This window comes from Serpens gallinarum (assembly GCF_014836765.1).
GTDB lineage: Bacteria > Pseudomonadota > Gammaproteobacteria > Pseudomonadales > Pseudomonadaceae > Serpens > Serpens gallinarum.
Window position 1 is genome coordinate 153,854 of the sequence record NZ_JACSQG010000005.1, and the last position, 16,766, is coordinate 170,619.

Sequence of the window (16,766 nt, forward strand, 5' to 3'; positions counted from 1 at the left end):
GAGATTTCCTCATTCGTTGTTGTGAGCTTCGATTGGGACAGCGGAACAGAGGCCTGCATTCAGCACCGTAGGTCGGATTGGCAACCGCAAGGCGCGGGGCGAGTCCAATGGGCACAGTCACGGAGGCATTAGCATGCTGATCACCGCCTTACGCCCTCGGCTGATGGTTCTGCTGGTCAGTATCGGATTGCCGGCCGTGCAGGCGGCAAGCACGGATTCAGTCCCGGCCGAACAGTGGAAAAGCACCGGGCTGGACCTGCTCGAACGGGTCAATGCCGTGCGAGCGGCACCCAGGAACTGTGGCGAAAAGCTGTACCCGGCCGCGGCGCCCTTGGCTTGGAGCGACCGGCTGGCCCAGGCCGCTTTCGATCACAGCCGCGACATGGTCATGCACAACACCTTGAGCCACGCAGGCAGTGATGGCAGCGACCTCGGTGCGCGAGTCAGCCGTACGGGTTATCGCTGGCAAGCGATTGGTGAAAACATCGCCAGCGGGCAGGTCGAGGTGGAGAAGACCCTGGCCGGCTGGCTCTCCAGCCCAGGGCATTGCGCCAATATCATGAATTCTCAGTTCACAGAAATGGGCGCTGCCTATGCCATGGGCGAGCAGGGAAGTGCCGCGATCTATTGGACACAGGTATTCGCTACGGCGCCGTAGCGTCCGCCTAGCTGCTAAACGAGCGAGGCGGCGTTAGAACACCAGCATGAAGAAACCGATGACCACGATCAGGCCAATCAGAAAAATGATGCCAATCGTACTGCCGAGGAACTTGAGCATGGTAAGGACTCCCGTTGGGTTCCCTATTGGGACTGATCGGCACGGGTGTCGTTCACGGATCAACAGTGCGCATTGACATGTCCAAGCCGGAGACGGGGGCGTGTGCCCCGACCATGAGGAAGGTTCGCCATGAGTACTCTGGACATCGAAGGCTGGTGCAAAACCAGCCCCCAGCAAGCCTCCAGCCCGCTGGGTGTTTTTCATTTCTACATCGATGGGAACCATCACCGGCAACTGGAAGAGGCTGAAGAGCAGTTGGTGAAAAGTGGAGGGGCGGAGGTGCTGATTACGCCTGACTTGTCGACGCTGGAACTGATCCCACCACCCGATTGCGGACCGTTGGCCGATTGCCACTTGCGGGTCTATTTGCGTCCGGATGATCAACGAGGCCAGTTTCATCTGGTTGGGCACCGGGCCAGCGATGGCAGTCTGGTCTACACCAACGCGATGATGATCGACATGCTCAGTTAGAGTGGCCACGGCCCTCTCAGTCTTTGACAATCGAGCGTAGTGTGAATCGCGCTTCATCGATCTACCGGGTGGCGACCCGCCGAGCGGAGCCATGGTGGGTATAAAAAGCGACATCCACCCGGCAAAAACGTCGGAGCGTGGCGGCGGAAATAGTTATTGTCTTTCCCGGCCGCTTCGTTGCTGCTGCGCCCGATAACACGCCTGGCACAAGCGAAATTGGCTTTCCAGCAAGGGCATCGGTTTGCTGCATTGCTGGCAGCTTTTCGTGTCGCCCTTGATGCGGCGTTGGTCGGTACGTTTTGGGGTGCGCCGCCGCGACAGTTCGCGGGTAATGGCGTCGTTGAGCAGGCGGCGGTGTTCCTCGCCACGCTCCACGCCGGGGAAATAGTCCGGCAGGGTGCGTGCCAGGTGCAGGTAGGTTTCGATGACGTGCAGTGAGCTTTCCAGGGTCGCCAGTTCGGCGTTGATCAGCAACCGGGGTGGATCGATGACGGTGCCGCGCGCCACCTTTTGCAGCCACTGCTGGGCAAAGGTACTGGCGGGGCTGTCCAGCCCGCCGCGAATCGGCGTGCAGGCAAAGATCCAGCGCAGCCAGAGTTCGATGTCCGGGTCGTCGATCAGCGCGATCCAGTCGGCCAGCTCGTCCGGCAGGATGGATATGAATTCCTCGCCGAAGTTGATGTTGCGATTGAAGGTCAGCCAGGCGCGCAGCAGGCTGGGGTCGTTCATCAATTCGGCAATCGCGCTGAGGTGCTCGATGGACGGGCGCACCTGAAACTGCGCCAAGTCGATCGGCACGTCCGGGCTGTTGAACAGACGCTTGATCGATTGCAGGGTCTGTGGGTCCAGCGCGGTGATGTAGCCGTTATCGTGATGACCGAAGCGCCCGGCGCGCCCACCGATCTGCTTGACCTCCTGCACCTTGAGCTGGCGGTTCTGGATGCCGTCGAATTTTTCATCGGTGTAGAAACACAGCGTGTGCGCCGGCAGGTTCAGGCCCATGCCCACCGCATCGGTGGCCACCATCAGGTCCGCCTCGCCTTCGCGAAAGCGCCGGGCCTGCTCGTGGCGCACTTCCGGCGACAGCGCGCCATAGACCACCGACACGCTCTTGCCGGTCATCTCCAACAGGCCCTTGAGTTCCAGCACCGTCTTGCGACTGAAGGCCACCAGCAGCGAGCCTTCGTCGAGCTTTTTCAGCGTGGTGGAGTGGCGCGCCACATCCACCGGCGACAGGCGTTTGGTGCGCTTGATCACCAGACGGTCTTCGCACAACTCGCACAGTGTGTGCAGCGACGGCTCGATCAGTGCCGGACCGGTCATGATCAGCTCCGGCGTGTAGGCGCTTACCAGCGCATCCACCCAGGCCCAGCCGCGTTGATCGTCGGCCATCATCTGCACTTCGTCGATCACCACCACGTCCCAATGCTGATCGCGGAAGCGGGCGAACTCCTCGACCGTGCAGCAAAAGTGCGTGGCGCCCTCACGAATGATCTCCTCCTCGCCGGTGACCAGCGAGCAGGGCACGCCCATGGCTTCGATGCGTTCTTGATTTTCCAGCGCCATCAGGCGCAGCGGCGACAGGTAAATACCGTGGGTGGCGCCGGTCATCGTCTCGATGGCGCGGTGGGTCTTGCCGCTGTTGGTCGGGCCGAGCAGCGCGGTCCAGGTGCGAGTCAGCCGCCGCGCCGGGTAAAGCTTGTGGTAATGGGCGAAGCGCGGGTTTTCCAGCAGCACGGCAAACGCCATCTTTTCCGCATGAGCCTGGCGCGCATAACGCACCGAGCGGATGAGCTTTTGCGGCTCCATGAAGAAGATTTCGTTCAGGCGCTTCTGCCCCAGCAGTTGCAGGTCGAAGTCACCGGCCTGGTCCACCAGCAGAGTGAATTTTTCTTCCAGCGCCTGGCGATCCTGCGCCTTCCAGTCGAGCACTTCCTGATCGCTGAGCACATGGCCCTGGCCGGCCGGCACGCGGCGCTGCACATCGAGCGCCAAGCTACCTTGGCGCAGCTCCACGACATAGCGCAGCTCATGCATGACTTCGTTCAGGGTGTCGATAGCCGTTGCCGCAAACGCATCGACGCCCGCCAGCGTGGGGCGCATTGCTTCGAGTGCTTGTTCTTTTTGCTCATCACTCAGCGTGGCGAACGGCCGTTCCAGCACCTGCAGCCGTTCGCGAACCCAGGCATGCATCGCTTGCTGTACAGTGGCCTCAAACGCGTCGCTGGACGCGCTGTCAGCCAAGCGCGAGGCCCAGGCGCTGTTGAGGAAGGTCTGTACGCCGCAGCTGAAGGTTTTCTCGACGCCGAAGATGTCCACCGTACAGGAATAATCGTGGACGTCGCGCGCCAGAATGCGACCGATCAGGCTGGTCGGCTCGGGCTGGGTCAGCACGTCATCCACAGCACTTTCGGTAAGCCCCAGCCAGAATGCCCGCGCCGCCCGACCGATCTCCGCGATGCGATGGCCTTGATAGGCAATGAACCAGTCGTCCTGGTGGCGCTTGTTCGGCGCGAATTCGGGGTATCTCGCTATGGCCCAGGCGAGGAACCGCTGCAAGCGCTCAAGCTGAATAGCCTTGCGGTGCTGAATATCGGCCTTGCGCATGATCGACGCCTCTTCTGATCGGGATGCGTGCGAAGTGTGGACCACTTCGCGCGAGAGATGAACAGGCGTGATCACCTCTTGGCCACATCAAGAGAGTGCGCGTTTGGCCAGCATCTTGGACAGGCCGTACGTAGACGCTAAAAACTGAATGGGGTAGCGAAAACGGTAGCGCAGCCGTGAGGCGCGGGGCAGCCGATAGCCCATGCCTTCCTCAATGGAATAACGGCAGGGATTGCACAGGCCGCACGGTTGGCCCGCACGGGGCGTGAAACAGAACCAGCTTTTTTCCAGGAGCGCGATAAAGCCTTGCTCCATGGCCCGCTGCCGCATCTGTTCCTTGGTCAGCATGAGCACGGGAAACCGGTAGTTGGCAAAGATGTGCAGGTCGTCCTCCTGGCTATCGGCTGAATGCTTCAGCGCCCAGTGGCCGGACGCTGCGGGTGTGACCTGACCCTGCAGGAAAAAATACGCCTTGTCGTCGATGTGGACGCTAAGTTCCAGCGTCGTGAGGTTCCTGAATTGGGCATAGCGGGCCAGCCAGTCATATTGACTGCCCAGGTGTGCACGTGATTTCAAGCGCCGGTAGGACTGGGTAATGGCCTGATCGGGCGGAATATCGTTGATACAGGTGATGATCGTGGGCTTGATGCGTTGGCTGGCCTGGCTGTCGAACCTCGCCAGGCTCTGGCGGATATCGTTGATCGCCTGCAATTCTCGCAGGCTGGAGAGACGCCCCAGGTCGATGATGTAGTGAGGCTGTACGGTCGCTTTTTCAGTCAGGGCGAGGCTGAGGACTCTGAAGGAGGAATCCCAGCCGCCGGTCCAGAGGATATCCACGCTGCCTGCATTGGACATGTCCATGGTCTCTTGAGGCGTTGCCCCCGACCGTCACTGGCAGGGGCTCCGTTGGAGGGTCACCCGGGCATCCTGTCCGTGGCCCCGAAGGCGCAGTGAGCTTAGTTGGCGGTGGCGCACATCGCGTGCAACACCCCCGTGCAGCTGACAAGCGGAACGGTGTCTGCCCCTTCCCGAACAGCGGATCGGACCGCTGGCACGTTCGGTATCCCGCTGCCGTTGTGGTGGGCCATCGCGAGGCATAGAATTCGCACGTTTTCAGGATGCCCCCTCGTTCTCCTGAGTCCGTTGCCCTGGCGATCCTGCCTGCGGTTGCCTGGATTCCTGCGATGCGCGCGCGCCCTGGTTTTTTCTGGCTCGATCCGCCTGGTTTTGATTTGCCTCCATGACGACTACCGTGAATACCGCCCAAGGCGGTAGCTGGCTCAGCGTGGCCGCGCTGGCGCTGGCCGCGTTTATTTTCAACACTACCGAATTCGTGCCGGTCGCGTTGCTCAGCGATATTGGCCACAGCTTCGAGATGCCGACCGCCCAGGTTGGGCTGATGCTCACGGTGTATGCCTGGATCGTGGCGCTCACCTCGCTGCCGCTGATGCTGCTGACGCGCAGCGTCGAACGACGCAAGCTGCTGATCGGCGTATTTGCGTTGTTTATCGTCAGCCATCTGCTCTCCAGCGTGGCCTGGAGCTATGAGGTGCTGGTGCTGAGCCGCACCGGCATCGCCTTTTCCCATGCGGTGTTCTGGTCAATCACCGCCTCCCTGGCGGTGCGCGTGGCCCCGCCAGGCAAGGCCGCCCAAGCGCTGGGCCTGTTGGCTACGGGCACCACCTTGGCCATGGTGCTGGGCATTCCGCTGGGGCGTGTGGTCGGAGAAGTCCTGGGCTGGCGCATGACCTTCCTGGCCATTGCCGGGTTGGCAGGCCTGACCCTGCTGTGCCTGGCGCGCACCTTGCCGCTGCTGCCCAGTCAGAATTCCGGCTCGCTGAAGAGCCTGCCGGTGCTGTTCAGGCGTCCGGCGCTGGTCTCGATCTATGTGCTGACTGCAGTGGTCATCACCGCGCAATTCACCGCCTACAGCTACATCGAGCCGTTTGCCCGGCAGGTGGCGCAGCTCAGCGGCAACATGACCACCTTCATCCTGCTGCTGTTCGGCGGCGCGAGCATTTTCGGCTCGTTGCTGTTCAGCCGTTACAGCAGCCGCTATTCCCAGGGTTTTCTGTTCGGCGCCATCCTTGCCTTGGCGCTGTGCCTCTTGTTGCTGTTGCCGGCCGCCGGCTCAGTGCTCGGCATCTGCGTACTGAGCGCGGTGTGGGGCATCGCCATCTTGTGTTTCAGCCTGTCCCTGCAATCCAAGGTGCTGCACCATGCCTCGGACGCCACCGATGTAGCCATGTCGCTGTTCTCCGGCATTTTCAACGTGGGAATCGGCGCCGGCGCGTTGCTTGGCAGCGTGGTCAGCCAGCAGTTGGGCCTGGCGAACATTGGTGTGGTCGGCGGCTTGCTGGCGGTGGTTGGTCTGGTGCTGTGTGGCGTGACGATGCTGCGCTTCGGGAACGCCGCAAGGGCGGTGCCGGCCTGATCGCTTTACGGTTCCGGCGTCTTGTGCAACGGCGCGGTGTTACTTGAAGGCACCGCCCAACATGACGCAGCCGTTGGGCAGATCGATCAAGGGATCATGTTCATAGTAATAGGCCGTGATCGGCTTGCCGAAAAGCCCTTTACACGAGGCCTGGTAGCCGGCCGGGCAGGAGGAGAGATAGGTTATTTTCGCAGCCGTGGCGCCGAGTGCCTCGGCAGTCTTGGAAAGACCGTCGCACATTTTCTTGAGCTCAGTTTCACTCAGCTCGTTGGTATGGATGCAATCCTTGACCCGCATGGTGCCTGCGCTGCCTTCCATCAGGCAGGCAAAATCCTTGGCAACCGCGCCGGTGGCGACGATGGCAAGCCCCAGAGTCCCTACGTACGCATATAAAATCCGTTTCATCTACGCACCCAATCCGTCGGTTAGCAATCTCCTTAACCTAGATCCGATTGGTTAAAACTCAAGCACGAAGCCAGGTGCAATGACGCCCGGCGCGACACAGTAGGTGTCGACGCTGTCACACTATGCCCCCACTCGCTCGACCCTCCGTTAGCTACGCGCATATGCCATTCCAGATTGATTCCGCTGTTCATTCCGAAATCCTGCCTGCTGTTCTCGTGGGTCCGCTGTTGCGTCGTGCCGAGCCGGGTCGCCTGGTGTTCTGGTTGGTGGGCTCGCGCCCGCTGCGGCTAGGTGTGCTGCTCGAAAGCGCCATGAACGGCGCGCAACACATCGCACTGGACGAGACCACCTGTAACCAGGTGCAGATCGGCCGCGAGGCGGTGCTGCACCTGATCGACGTCGCGCTGGACGAGCCACTGCCCACCGACTGTCTGATCGGCTACGACCTTATCCTGTACGAAGCCGGGCAGGCGGAGCGGGGTATGGCCGACTGGGCGCCGCACCTGCTGCATGAGGGCACGAAGCGGCCCAGCTTCGTCATCAAGTCGCGGCTGGACCGCGTGTTGCACGGTTCGTGTCGCAAGCCACACCACGCGGCTAAGGACGGCCTGTTGTGCGTTGATGAACTGCTCGGCCAGCAACTCGATAACCCGCAAGGCCGCCCGGCGCTGTTGTTGATGACCGGCGATCAGGTGTACGCCGACGATGTTGCCGGGCCGATGCTGGTGGCCATTCATGCGCTGATCCACCGGCTGGGGTTGTATGGCGAGCAGCTTGAAGGCGCGGTGGTGGCTGACAGCGAGGAATTGTTCCGCCACCCGGCCACCTATTACCGGCGCGAGGATTTGCTGCCGGCGTTCAAGTCCAACGAGGCGCTGCGCGAGCGCTTCTTTGGCGGGGTGGAAAAACCGGTGTTCACCACCGCCAACGGGCACAACCACCTGATCACCTTCGCCGAAGTCATGGCCATGTACCTGCTGGTCTGGTCGCCGGTGTGCTGGACACTGATCGCGCCCGTCATGCCGAACTCGCTCACGGCCAAGCAGGCCGAACGGTACCGGCGCGAAGAAGGGTGCCTGCAGGCGTTCCGGCAAGGTTTGCCACGGGCCGCCCGAGCGCTGGCCCATATGCCGACGCTGATGATCTTCGACGACCACGACATTACCGACGACTGGAACCTCTCTGCGCGCTGGGAAGAGACCGCCTATGGTCATCCGCTGTCGCGGCGGATCATTGGCAATGCGCTGCTCGCCTACCTGCTGTGCCAAGCCTGGGGCAACCAGCCCGAGCGGTTCACCGAGCTGCTGGCACAGACGCAGCAGTTGATGGAGGTGGTCGACGGCACCGGGCTGGACCGCGCACATCAGGATCGGCTGATCGAAGCTCTGCGTCACTTCCACGGCTGGGGTTACGAACTGGCCACCGAACCGCCGCTGGTGGTGCTGGACACCCGCACTCGTCGCTGGCGCAGCGAGCGCAACCTGAGCCGGCCCTCGGGCCTGATGGACTGGGAAGCGCTGAGTGAATTCCAGCAGCATCTGCTGGATCATCCGGCCGTGCTGATCGTGTCGCCGACCCCCATGTTCGGGGTCAAGTTGATCGAGGCGGTGCAGCGCATCTTCAGCTGGGCGGGTCATCCGCTGCTGGTCGATGCGGAAAACTGGATGGCCCACCGCGGCGCCGCCCACGTGATGATGAATATCTTCCGTCACTCACGCACGCCGGGTAATTACGTGATCCTCTCGGGTGACGTGCATTACTCGTTCGTTTACGAGCTGCACATTCGCGCCCGCGAGAGCGGCCCGCAGCTCTGGCAGATCACCAGCAGCGGGATAAAGAACGAATTCCCCCGGCGTCTGCTCGACTGGTTCGACCGCCTCAATCGCTGGCTCTACGCGACGCATTCACCGCTGAACTGGCTGACCAAGCGCCGTCGACTAGAAGTGGTGCCGCGCGTGCCCGACCGCAGCCAGGCTGGCGAGCGCCTATGGAATGGCAGCGGCATCGGCCTGCTGGTGCTCGATACCAGGGGGCGCCCGGCCGAAATCTACCAATTGAACGCTGATGGTTCAGCGCCGACGGCGTTTCTCACCGCGCGCGAGTAAGCCGCGATCTTCGATGTGACTTATGGCGGCGGATACCGCGTGGCAGCAGCTACTGTTGTGGGCAAACTCATGGAGATTGCAGATGAACACAACATTGCTCCCCACGGTACTGGCCCTGTCGCTGCTCGGGATGATCGGCGTCGCCGACGCGGCGGTGGTGGCCAAGCCGGTGGCCTACCAGATCGACGGCGAAACCTTCGAAGGCACGCTGGTCTACAACGATGCGGTGACCACCCCGCGACCGGGGCTGATCATGGTGCCCAACTGGCTGGGCGTGACCGACCGCGCGACCGAAAAAGCCGCGCGGGCGGCCAGCGACAAGTATGTGGTGCTGATCGCCGACCTGTACGGCAAGGCCATCCGGCCCAGCAATCCCGATGAAGCCCGGGCCGCCGCCACGACCTTGCGCGGTGATCGCCCCTTGATGCGCAAGCGCACCCAGGCCGCCGTCGAGGCTCTGAAGGCCCAGGCCGGTGCCGTCGCCCTGGATAACCAGAAACTGGGCGCCATCGGCTTCTGCTTTGGTGGTGGGGCCATTCTGGAACTGGCCCGCTCAGGTGCTGACCTGAACGCCTTCGTCTCCTTCCATGGCAACCTAGACACACCCAACCCTGCCGATGCGCGCAACATCAAGGCACCGGTGCTGGTGCTGCACGGCGCCAACGACCCCGGCGTGCCGCAGGAGCAGATCGACGGCTTCATCGCCGAGATGAAGGCCGCCACCCATGTCGATTGGCAACTGGTCAGCTACGGCGGCGCGGTGCATTCCTTCACCGATCCCTATGCCAATGTGCCGGGACGCAACGAATATCACCCGGTCGTGGCTGAACGGGCGTTTCAGGCGATGAATGATCTGTTGGATGAGGTGTTTCAGGCACCGTGAGCGTGACGGGTCGATACGCGTGAGCCCATTCACAAGAGGGTGCTGCCGACAGCTTAGGCAGGAAGCCCGAGTGCGGCTGCGTGCTTTGCCAAAGCCAGTGGTGCTGGAGAAAGCGACGCGAGCGCCAGACACGCTTCTGTTTACAGAGGCGAAACGCGGCTTCACTGAGCCAGGCGAACGCAGGCTTTACACGCCCTTTCGCGCAGCGCTCAACAACGGCGAACCAACCGGCAAGTGAACTGCCAATGCCTGCGGGCGGACGCTGAAGCGTAGGCGTTCGCTTTGCATGGGCTCGCCGTCCAAGTTCAGGTCCAGGCCTTCCGGGGCTTCCACATCGACCCACGCCAGGCGCGCACTGACGGACACCGACTCCAGGCCGAGGATGCCGCCGGACAACAGCGTCGTCAGGGTCTGCGAAAGATCCTGCGGCGCCGGGATGATGCAGATATCCAGCAGGCCATCATCGACCAGCGCCTGCGGACACAGCAGATGCCCACCGCCCGCCTGGCGGCCATTGCCAATCCCTAAGGCGACGAATTCGCCTTCCCAGGTGAAATCGGGTCCGCTGAAGTGGCCGAATGCGGAACGCACCTCGCTGAAGCGGGTCAGGCCGGTGAGCAGGTAAGCCGCGCCGCCCAAGGCTTTTTTCAGGTCTTCAGAGGTGTTGGCGGTAATGATCGAACCAAAACCGCCGGTGGCCATATTCAGGAACCAGCGTCCCTCGGCTTCGCCCAGGTCGATGCTTACCGGCGCGACCTCCAGCAAGTCCAGCGCCGTTGCAGGCTCCAGCGGCACCTCAGCAGCCCGGGCGAAATCATTGGCGGTGCCCAACGGCAGCAGCGCCAGGCTGGCGTCAGCCTCGAACTCGACCATGGCCTCGATCACCTCATGCAACGTGCCATCGCCACCGCCGGCGATAATCACCGGATACCCCGCCTGCACCGCGTCCTGCACCAGGCGCCGAGCATCGCCTTCTTCCCAGGTCAGTCGCACGGCTAACTCCCAGCCAGCGTCACGCCGGGCCTGTACGGCGGCGCGTACCTCTTCGTTCAGGGCCTGCTTGCCATGCAGGATCAACCATGCGCGACGCGTGTCCATAGGGTGACGCTCCTACCGTGGTGTTCGCTCCATGGCATTGGAAGCGTGGCGGGCAGGTAAGTTTCTGGAGTGGGGTGGCCATCCGAGGGCAGGAACGCGGTGTGCATAACCCACCCGTAGGGGACGCCTGGGCCTGCTTGGCAGCGCATGTGATTCCGGGCCGCACGGGCATTGCCCCAGCTCCTATGCACGCGTAGCGTAAGCCGGACTCACCACTGACGGGACATCCACCATGAACTGCCGCGCTTTGCTCGTGCCACTTATGCTTGCTGCGCTTGCCGGCCCCATATGGGCTGCCGAGTGCCCGGCGTTGCTGCAGGGCGAACTGCCCAAGCTGCGCGCCAAGGACAGTATCGATCTGTGCCAGCGCTTTGCGGGCAAGCCGCTGGTGGTGGTCAATACGGCGAGCCATTGCGGCTTCGTGGGTCAGTTCGCTGGATTGGAAACGCTCTACCAGCGCTACAAGGAGGATGGCCTCGAAGTGCTCGGCGTGCCGTCGGATGACTTTTTGCAGGAGGCCGACGACTCCGCCGAAACCGCCGAGGTCTGCTACGTGAACTATGGCGTGACCTTTGCCATGACCGAGCCGCAACGGGTCACCGGCGCGCAGGCCATTCCGCTGTTCAAGCACTTGACCGAGCAGACCGCCGCCCCCCGCTGGAACTTTTACAAGTACGTAATCGACCGCCAGGGCCAGGTGGTCGGGCGTTTCTCCAGCCGCACCAAACCCGACGCGCCCGAGTTGCTCAAAGCGGTTGAGCAGGCGATTGCTTCAAGGCCCTGACGATCAAGCCATCGGCGGTGCTGATCCGGTGGACAAGCAGCGCGTTGTCCACCGAGCCACGGCCTAGCCGCGTGCCTGAAACACCTCGGCCAGGTGCTGCTTGTAGCGGGCGACATCCCGCTCGATGTTCGGCTGTTTGATCACGTCGGTGCACAGGAAGGTCGGCAGTGCGCTCATGCCCAGGAATTCGTTGGCCTTGTGGAACGGGAAGTAGACGGCGTCCACACCCTTGGCTTCAAAGAAATCGCTGGGGTCGTCGAAGGCTTGCTGTGGTGCGTTCCAGGTCAGCGACAGCATGTAGCGCTTGCCCTGGACCAGACCGCCGCTGCCGTATTTCTGCGAGGCGTCCGAACGGGTGCGGCCGTCGCTGGCGTAAAGGCTGCCGTGGCCGGCCGTGAAAACCTCGTCCAGGTACTGCTTGACCGTCCAAGGCGCGCCCATCCACCAGCCCGGCATCTGGTAGATCACCACATCGGCCCAGAGGATTTTTTGCACCTCGGATTGCACGTCGTAGCCGGCATCGATCTCGGTGGTCTTGATGTCGAACCCGGCGCGGTCAAAGAAGGCCGCCGCCGCGTCATGCAACGTACTGTTGTACTGGCCCTTGGAGTGAGCGAATGGTTTACCGCCGTTGAGGAGTAGAACGTTTTTCATGGGCATCTCGTCAAAATGGATGGCGGCAGATTAGCGGCGCGCAACCGCATGAAACAGTCTGGGATTGGCAAATGATTGTTGACTGAAAAGCATGAGTTTCTGGGGCAGGCGCACGCAGCGGTGTCGTAGGGCGGCCGCCAGTGGCGTCGAAGAAACGGCGAGGCTGCCCACAGAATCCTTGTATCAGTGCAGGCGCGGCGTCTGCCGTTCGGCCACGTACGCCTGGGCCTGGCGGGCCAGCTGGTCGAGCAGACGGTCGCGTTTTCTCTCGGCGTCGCCCATGGCCTTCTGGCCGTGCTGTTTCAGCAGGTAGGTGTGAATCTGGCGTACTTCGGTGGAGCGGTAGATCGGTTCCAGATCCTGCACGGCCAGGGTGCCTGGGCTGGCTTCGCGGCGGGTGTTCATCAGCACCTGCGGGCCGTGGGCGGCGAGGGCGTGAAAGCCCTGCGCCTCGAAGAACGGCGCCTTGCCGGCCACGCATGCCACCTGGGCATGGGGATAGCGGGCCACCATTTCCGCCACCATGCCACTGCCGATCCCGTTGCGGCGATGACTGGCCTGCACCGTCAGGTACACCAGCGCGCAGGCGTCCGGGTCATCCACATAGGGCAGATACAGAGCAAAACCCAGCACGCGGGCCGGGTCTTCATCGTCCAGTGCCAGCATCAGCTTGGGCTTGCCGGGCTGGGCGCCGTCCATGCTCTGCAGGTACAGATGCACCTCGTAGCCGACCACGTATTGATACAGCTGAAACAGTGGGTTGCTGGGCGTCAGCGATACCGGGCTGATGTCGCTCAGGTAATCCACCACCATCTGCAGCACCTGGGCTTTCAGGGATTCAGGCGGCGGGGTGTCCAGGTGGGCGAGGGTAAACATGAAGGGCGGCGGCTCCGGGTCGGTACGGCAAAGGAAGCATTGTACCGGGCGTTCAGGCAGCGCAGTTCGTAGGGTGGAAAACCGCGAAGCGTTTTCCGCCACGGTGTGCAGGCATTACCAGTGGACGCGGGAGCGTCGAGGGCTGCATTCCCACGCGGAGCATGAGAACGATCAATGGTGGCAAGCTGCGCGTTGACCACCCTACGAATCCGCCATGTCGGCTCGAACCCGTAGGGTGGAAACGACCTCAACAGCCCTAGATGCGGAAGCGACTGACCATGGCCTGCAGTTCGTTACCCAGGCGGGCCAGTTCGATGCTTGAGGCAGCGGTCTCATCGCTGGACGTAGCGGTCTGCTCGGCGATGTCGCGCACGTTGATCACGCTGCGGCTGATCTCCTCGGCCACGGCGCTTTGCTCTTCGGCAGCGGTGGCAATCTGTTGGTTCATCGCCTGGATATTCGAGACTTTGGCGGTGATGTGAGTGAGCGACAGCCCGGCCTTGCGGGTAAGTGCGACGCTGCTTTCGGTCAGGCTGTGGCTATTGTGCATCGCACCGGCGACCTGTTGCGTTCCCTGATGCAGCGCGGCGACCAACTGTTCGATTTCTTCGGTGGAGTTCTGCGTCCGCTGTGCCAGGCCACGCACTTCGTCGGCCACCACCGCGAACCCGCGTCCCGCTTCACCCGCACGGGCTGCCTCGATGGCCGCGTTGAGCGCCAGCAGGTTGGTTTGCTCGGCCACTGTCTTGATCACGTCCATGACGCTGCCGATGCGTTTGCTTTCCGATTCCAGCTTGGCCATGGCGTCGGTAGAGCGGAGCATCTCGTCGGACAGGCGCTCGATCTGCTGGATAGCTTCGCTGACCACCGCGTCGCCCGCGCGGGCTTCGCGATCGGCATCGCTGGCCGCTTGGTAAGCATCCTCGGCATTGCGTGCCACTTCCTGCACCGTGGCGGACATCTCGTGCATGGCAGTGGCGGCCTGGTCAGTTTCGACCTTCTGAGCGTTCATGCCGACGCTGGTCTGCTCGGTCACGGCTGACAGCTGCTCGGCAGCACTGGCCATTTGCGTGACGCTGTCGCGAATGCCCCCGATGAGCTCGCGCAGGGTCGCCGCCATGCTCATCACGCCCTGCTGCAATGCGCCAATTTCGTCTTTGCGGGTAATGTGGCGCTGGTCGGTCAAATTACCCGCAGCGATATTCCTGACCACCGCAAGCGTCGCGGCCAGGGGATGGGTGATTTGCCGTGTAATCTGCCACGCAGCGAAGAGGCCGATCAGCAAGGCCAGGGTCGCAACCGTGAGCTGGGTGAGTCGAGCTTGCGCAATATCTTCCTCGAGTAACGCGTCCTGGGCTTGGGCCAATGCCTTGCCGAGACGGTTGATCTCCGTGGTCTGATTCGCCATTTCCTGGCGTGCCGTGGCAATCGCCTCGGTCTGGGCCACGACGGCCTCGAGCGCGACCAGGTATCCGTCGAGTGCTTGTTTGGTGACTGCTACTTGAGTGGCGAAATTGCCTCCAAGTACCTCTTGCACGCGTGCGGCCGATTGGCGAGCTCGCTCGATCTGCTTTTCGACTTGAGCCGCGACTGCGGCGGTAGGCGTTATGTTGTAGCCGCGCATCTGGTAACGCACCAACTGCCAGTTCATGCGCAAGTCGGAAATCGCCTCGAGCCCGGCATAGCGATTGCCATCAGAGGCCGAGAACCGCTCCACCGCCTTGCCCATATCGTCGATGGGCTTGCTGGCCAATGCCGCCTGCTTACCCATGTCGGCGCGGGCTGCGGTGCCCGCAGCATAGGCGGCACGCATCTTCTGCAGCGAGGCGCGGGTGAGCTGAATCTGCTCGGCTTGCTGGCGCAGAAGGGCCACATTTTCGGGCCGAGTGAAGTTTGGCAGGATCTCGTTGAGGCGCTGTTCAAACCCTGCCAACGTACGGTCTACGGTCTCGGCCGATGTCACATCACCGTTGTCGAGCATGTACTGCAGGCGGGTGACTCTCAGCTCGGCCAGCGATTCGTTCAGCGAGGCAATCTGCTCCAGCAGCGTGCTGCGGCGCGTTACATCACCCAGGCTGAGCCAGCCGGAAACGGCCAGCGCAGCGGTCAGTAAAAGCACCGAGCCAAAGCCGATGGCCAGCTTCTTGGTCATGCTGAGGTCAGCGAACCATTCTTTCATCCGATTTCTCCTAGCCCTGAATGGGCTGCGGTGCCGAGGCGCTGACAGTGCGGCCCCGGTGACATCACTCGGGTGCGGCAACGCCCAAGGCCATTCCAGAGAGGATCGGCATGGCCTTGGGCGGAGACGATTTCCACATGCATCGACGCAGTAGCCTGGCGCTAGGCTCAGGCTAATCGGGGGTCAATACACGAAAGTCAGCAGCAGGTTGAAGATCAGCGCCGCGACGAAGCCCAAGGGCGCAGCCCGGAGGAGCAACTGCGGAAAGAGCGAGGTGCGGCTTTCTTCTGTGGGGCAGGCGCCGAGGATCAGGCTGCCGCCGGAGGAGAAGGGCGAAATCGAGGTGGCCTGGGAACCGACGACGATGGCGATGAACAGAATCATCGGATCGAGGCCCAGTGTCGAGGCAATCGCCGGCACCATCGGGAACAGGGCCGGGGTCACAACGCCGAGGGTGCTGGAGAACAGCGACATGAACGCCGCCACCACACCGAACACGACCGGCACCATAATCGGCGGAATGCTATTACCCATCCACGATGCCAACAGGTCAATGGTGCCCGCCTTGATGGCGACCGAGATGAGCATGCCCACGCCGCAGATCATGATGAGCGTGGCCCAGGGCACCGAGGCCATGGCCTTGCGCTCGTCGCCCAGTTTCAGCAGCAGCGCGACGACCGAGAACAGGCTGGCAATCAGGCCGATGTCCATCTTCGCGTTGATGAAGCTGACTGTGGCGTTGTCCGGCAGGATGATGTTGGCAATAGGCGCCGCGAGCACGATGGCCATCATCAGAAGGGTCAGCCACAAGGTCATCTTTTGTTCGCGGTTGAGCGGCGTCGGCGCGGTCGCCAGGTAGGCAGAGGCCTTCATCGCCTTGCCATGCCCGGTCATGAACACCAGCCCGGAAATCACCACCAGCGGAATCACCAGGGTACTGACAAAGATCCCCGCCGCGTTGATGAAGGCCTCGTTTTCCGGGATGCCTGCGTTCACCATCAGGCCGCGGAAAATAATGCCGCTCTGGCTCGACACGAAGTTGGCCCCGCTCAGCGCGCCATAGTTGACCGCCATCCCGCCAGTAATCAGGCTCATGCCGGTGCGCTGACAGAGCAGCAGGGTGATGGGTGCCATGAAGGCCAGTACGGTGTAATACCCCGCGCCCATCGCCGAGATGGCCGTCGCGGTGAAGAACACCGCAAACGGCAGCAACTGCGGCACGGTCCGACATTGATAGATCAGGTGTTCGGCCAGCTTCTCCAGCGTGCCGTTGACGGTGGCGAAGCTGTAGAACAGGCAGACCGAAAAGATCACAAAGAAAATCTTCAGCGGCCACATGCCGATGATTTCGGACGGGCTGAGGCCCATGCCGAAACAGCCGATCAGGTAGGCAAAGGCAATGGCAAACAGGCCGATGTTGATCCGGGTCTTGTAGCCAAGGGCGACGGCGACGACGATCGCCGCGACGACGAGCATGCTCATCATGTGAGAG

Annotated in this window: 15 protein-coding genes and 1 pseudogene; 6 read left to right on the plus strand and 10 right to left on the minus strand. The window is 62.4% G+C overall.

Going from position 1 to position 16,766, the window contains the following annotated elements; all coding sequences use genetic code 11:
- Nucleotides 1-133: 133 nt before the first annotated feature.
- On the plus strand, nt 134-658 hold the full coding sequence (locus tag H9642_RS11465) for a CAP domain-containing protein (RefSeq protein WP_251836578.1): 525 nt from the start codon (nt 134-136) through the stop codon (nt 656-658).
- Between the two features lie 33 nt (nt 659-691).
- Here H9642_RS11465 and H9642_RS18560 read toward each other — a convergent pair whose 3' ends face one another.
- Nucleotides 692-1,003, minus strand: coding sequence for a small membrane protein YohP (locus H9642_RS18560; RefSeq protein WP_491016057.1), 312 nt, complete (start codon nt 1,001-1,003; stop codon nt 692-694).
- On the opposite strand from H9642_RS18560, the gene H9642_RS11470 reads away from it, so the two are divergent.
- The gene (locus tag H9642_RS11470; protein ID WP_251836579.1) at nt 908-1,249 is read left to right on the plus strand and encodes a hypothetical protein; all 342 of its coding nucleotides are present in this window, start codon (nt 908-910) and stop codon (nt 1,247-1,249) included. The two genes, H9642_RS18560 and H9642_RS11470, sit on opposite strands and share 96 nt — an antisense overlap.
- A 153-nt stretch (nt 1,250-1,402) precedes the next feature.
- On the opposite strand, the gene H9642_RS11475 is transcribed toward H9642_RS11470, so the two are convergent.
- Nucleotides 1,403-3,856 (minus strand): helicase-related protein, encoded by a 2,454-nt coding sequence (locus H9642_RS11475; RefSeq protein ID WP_251836580.1) that lies wholly within the window; start codon nt 3,854-3,856, stop codon nt 1,403-1,405.
- Nucleotides 3,857-3,943: 87 nt separating this feature from the next.
- Entirely contained in the window at nt 3,944-4,711 is a 768-nt protein-coding gene (locus tag H9642_RS11480; RefSeq protein WP_251836581.1) for an adenine nucleotide alpha hydrolase family protein, read from the minus strand.
- Nucleotides 4,712-5,096: 385 nt separating this feature from the next.
- Here H9642_RS11480 and H9642_RS11485 point away from each other — a divergent pair, with 385 nt between their 5' ends.
- Nucleotides 5,097-6,290 carry a sugar transporter gene (locus H9642_RS11485; protein WP_251836582.1) on the plus strand — a complete coding sequence of 398 codons (1,194 nt, stop codon included), beginning with the start codon at nt 5,097-5,099 and terminating at the stop codon, nt 6,288-6,290.
- Nucleotides 6,291-6,329: 39 nt separating this feature from the next.
- Here the strand turns inward: H9642_RS11485 and H9642_RS11490 are convergent, their stop codons facing one another.
- Entirely contained in the window at nt 6,330-6,695 is a 366-nt protein-coding gene (locus tag H9642_RS11490) for a hypothetical protein (RefSeq protein ID WP_251836583.1), read from the minus strand.
- Nucleotides 6,696-6,856: 161 nt separating this feature from the next.
- Between H9642_RS11490 and H9642_RS11495 the strand changes: the two genes are divergently transcribed.
- Entirely contained in the window at nt 6,857-8,800 is a 1,944-nt protein-coding gene (locus tag H9642_RS11495) for a metallophosphoesterase family protein (protein WP_251836584.1), read from the plus strand.
- 82 nt (nt 8,801-8,882) lie between these two features.
- Nucleotides 8,883-9,683: a dienelactone hydrolase family protein gene (locus H9642_RS11500; protein ID WP_251836585.1), complete on the plus strand. Its 801-nt coding sequence runs from the start codon at nt 8,883-8,885 to the stop codon at nt 9,681-9,683.
- Nucleotides 9,684-9,869: 186 nt separating this feature from the next.
- Here the strand turns inward: H9642_RS11500 and yegS are convergent, their stop codons facing one another.
- Entirely contained in the window at nt 9,870-10,781 is a 912-nt protein-coding gene (yegS, locus tag H9642_RS11505) for a lipid kinase YegS (RefSeq protein ID WP_251836586.1), read from the minus strand.
- A 232-nt stretch (nt 10,782-11,013) separates the two neighbouring features.
- Between yegS and H9642_RS11510 the strand changes: the two genes are divergently transcribed.
- On the plus strand, nt 11,014-11,565 hold the full coding sequence (locus H9642_RS11510; RefSeq protein ID WP_251836587.1) for a glutathione peroxidase: 552 nt from the start codon (nt 11,014-11,016) through the stop codon (nt 11,563-11,565).
- Nucleotides 11,566-11,628: 63 nt separating this feature from the next.
- Here H9642_RS11510 and mdaB read toward each other — a convergent pair whose 3' ends face one another.
- From mdaB to H9642_RS11530, 5 genes and pseudogenes are all read right to left on the minus strand, one after another.
- Entirely contained in the window at nt 11,629-12,219 is a 591-nt protein-coding gene (mdaB, locus tag H9642_RS11515) for an NADPH:quinone oxidoreductase MdaB (RefSeq protein WP_251836588.1), read from the minus strand.
- A gap of 183 nt (nt 12,220-12,402) precedes the next feature.
- The gene (locus H9642_RS11520; RefSeq protein WP_251836589.1) at nt 12,403-13,095 is read right to left on the minus strand and encodes a GNAT family N-acetyltransferase; all 693 of its coding nucleotides are present in this window, start codon (nt 13,093-13,095) and stop codon (nt 12,403-12,405) included.
- A 256-nt stretch (nt 13,096-13,351) separates the two neighbouring features.
- Nucleotides 13,352-14,221, minus strand: coding sequence for a methyl-accepting chemotaxis protein (locus H9642_RS18485; protein ID WP_433962699.1), 870 nt, complete (start codon nt 14,219-14,221; stop codon nt 13,352-13,354).
- A pseudogene (locus tag H9642_RS18490) lies at nt 14,207-15,274 on the minus strand (methyl-accepting chemotaxis protein); the annotation flags it as partial. The pseudogene H9642_RS18490 and the gene H9642_RS18485, both read right to left, overlap by 15 nt.
- Nucleotides 15,275-15,457: 183 nt before the next feature.
- Nucleotides 15,458-16,759 carry an SLC13 family permease gene (locus H9642_RS11530; protein WP_251836591.1) on the minus strand — a complete coding sequence of 434 codons (1,302 nt, stop codon included), beginning with the start codon at nt 16,757-16,759 and terminating at the stop codon, nt 15,458-15,460.
- Nucleotides 16,760-16,766 lie beyond the last annotated feature (7 nt).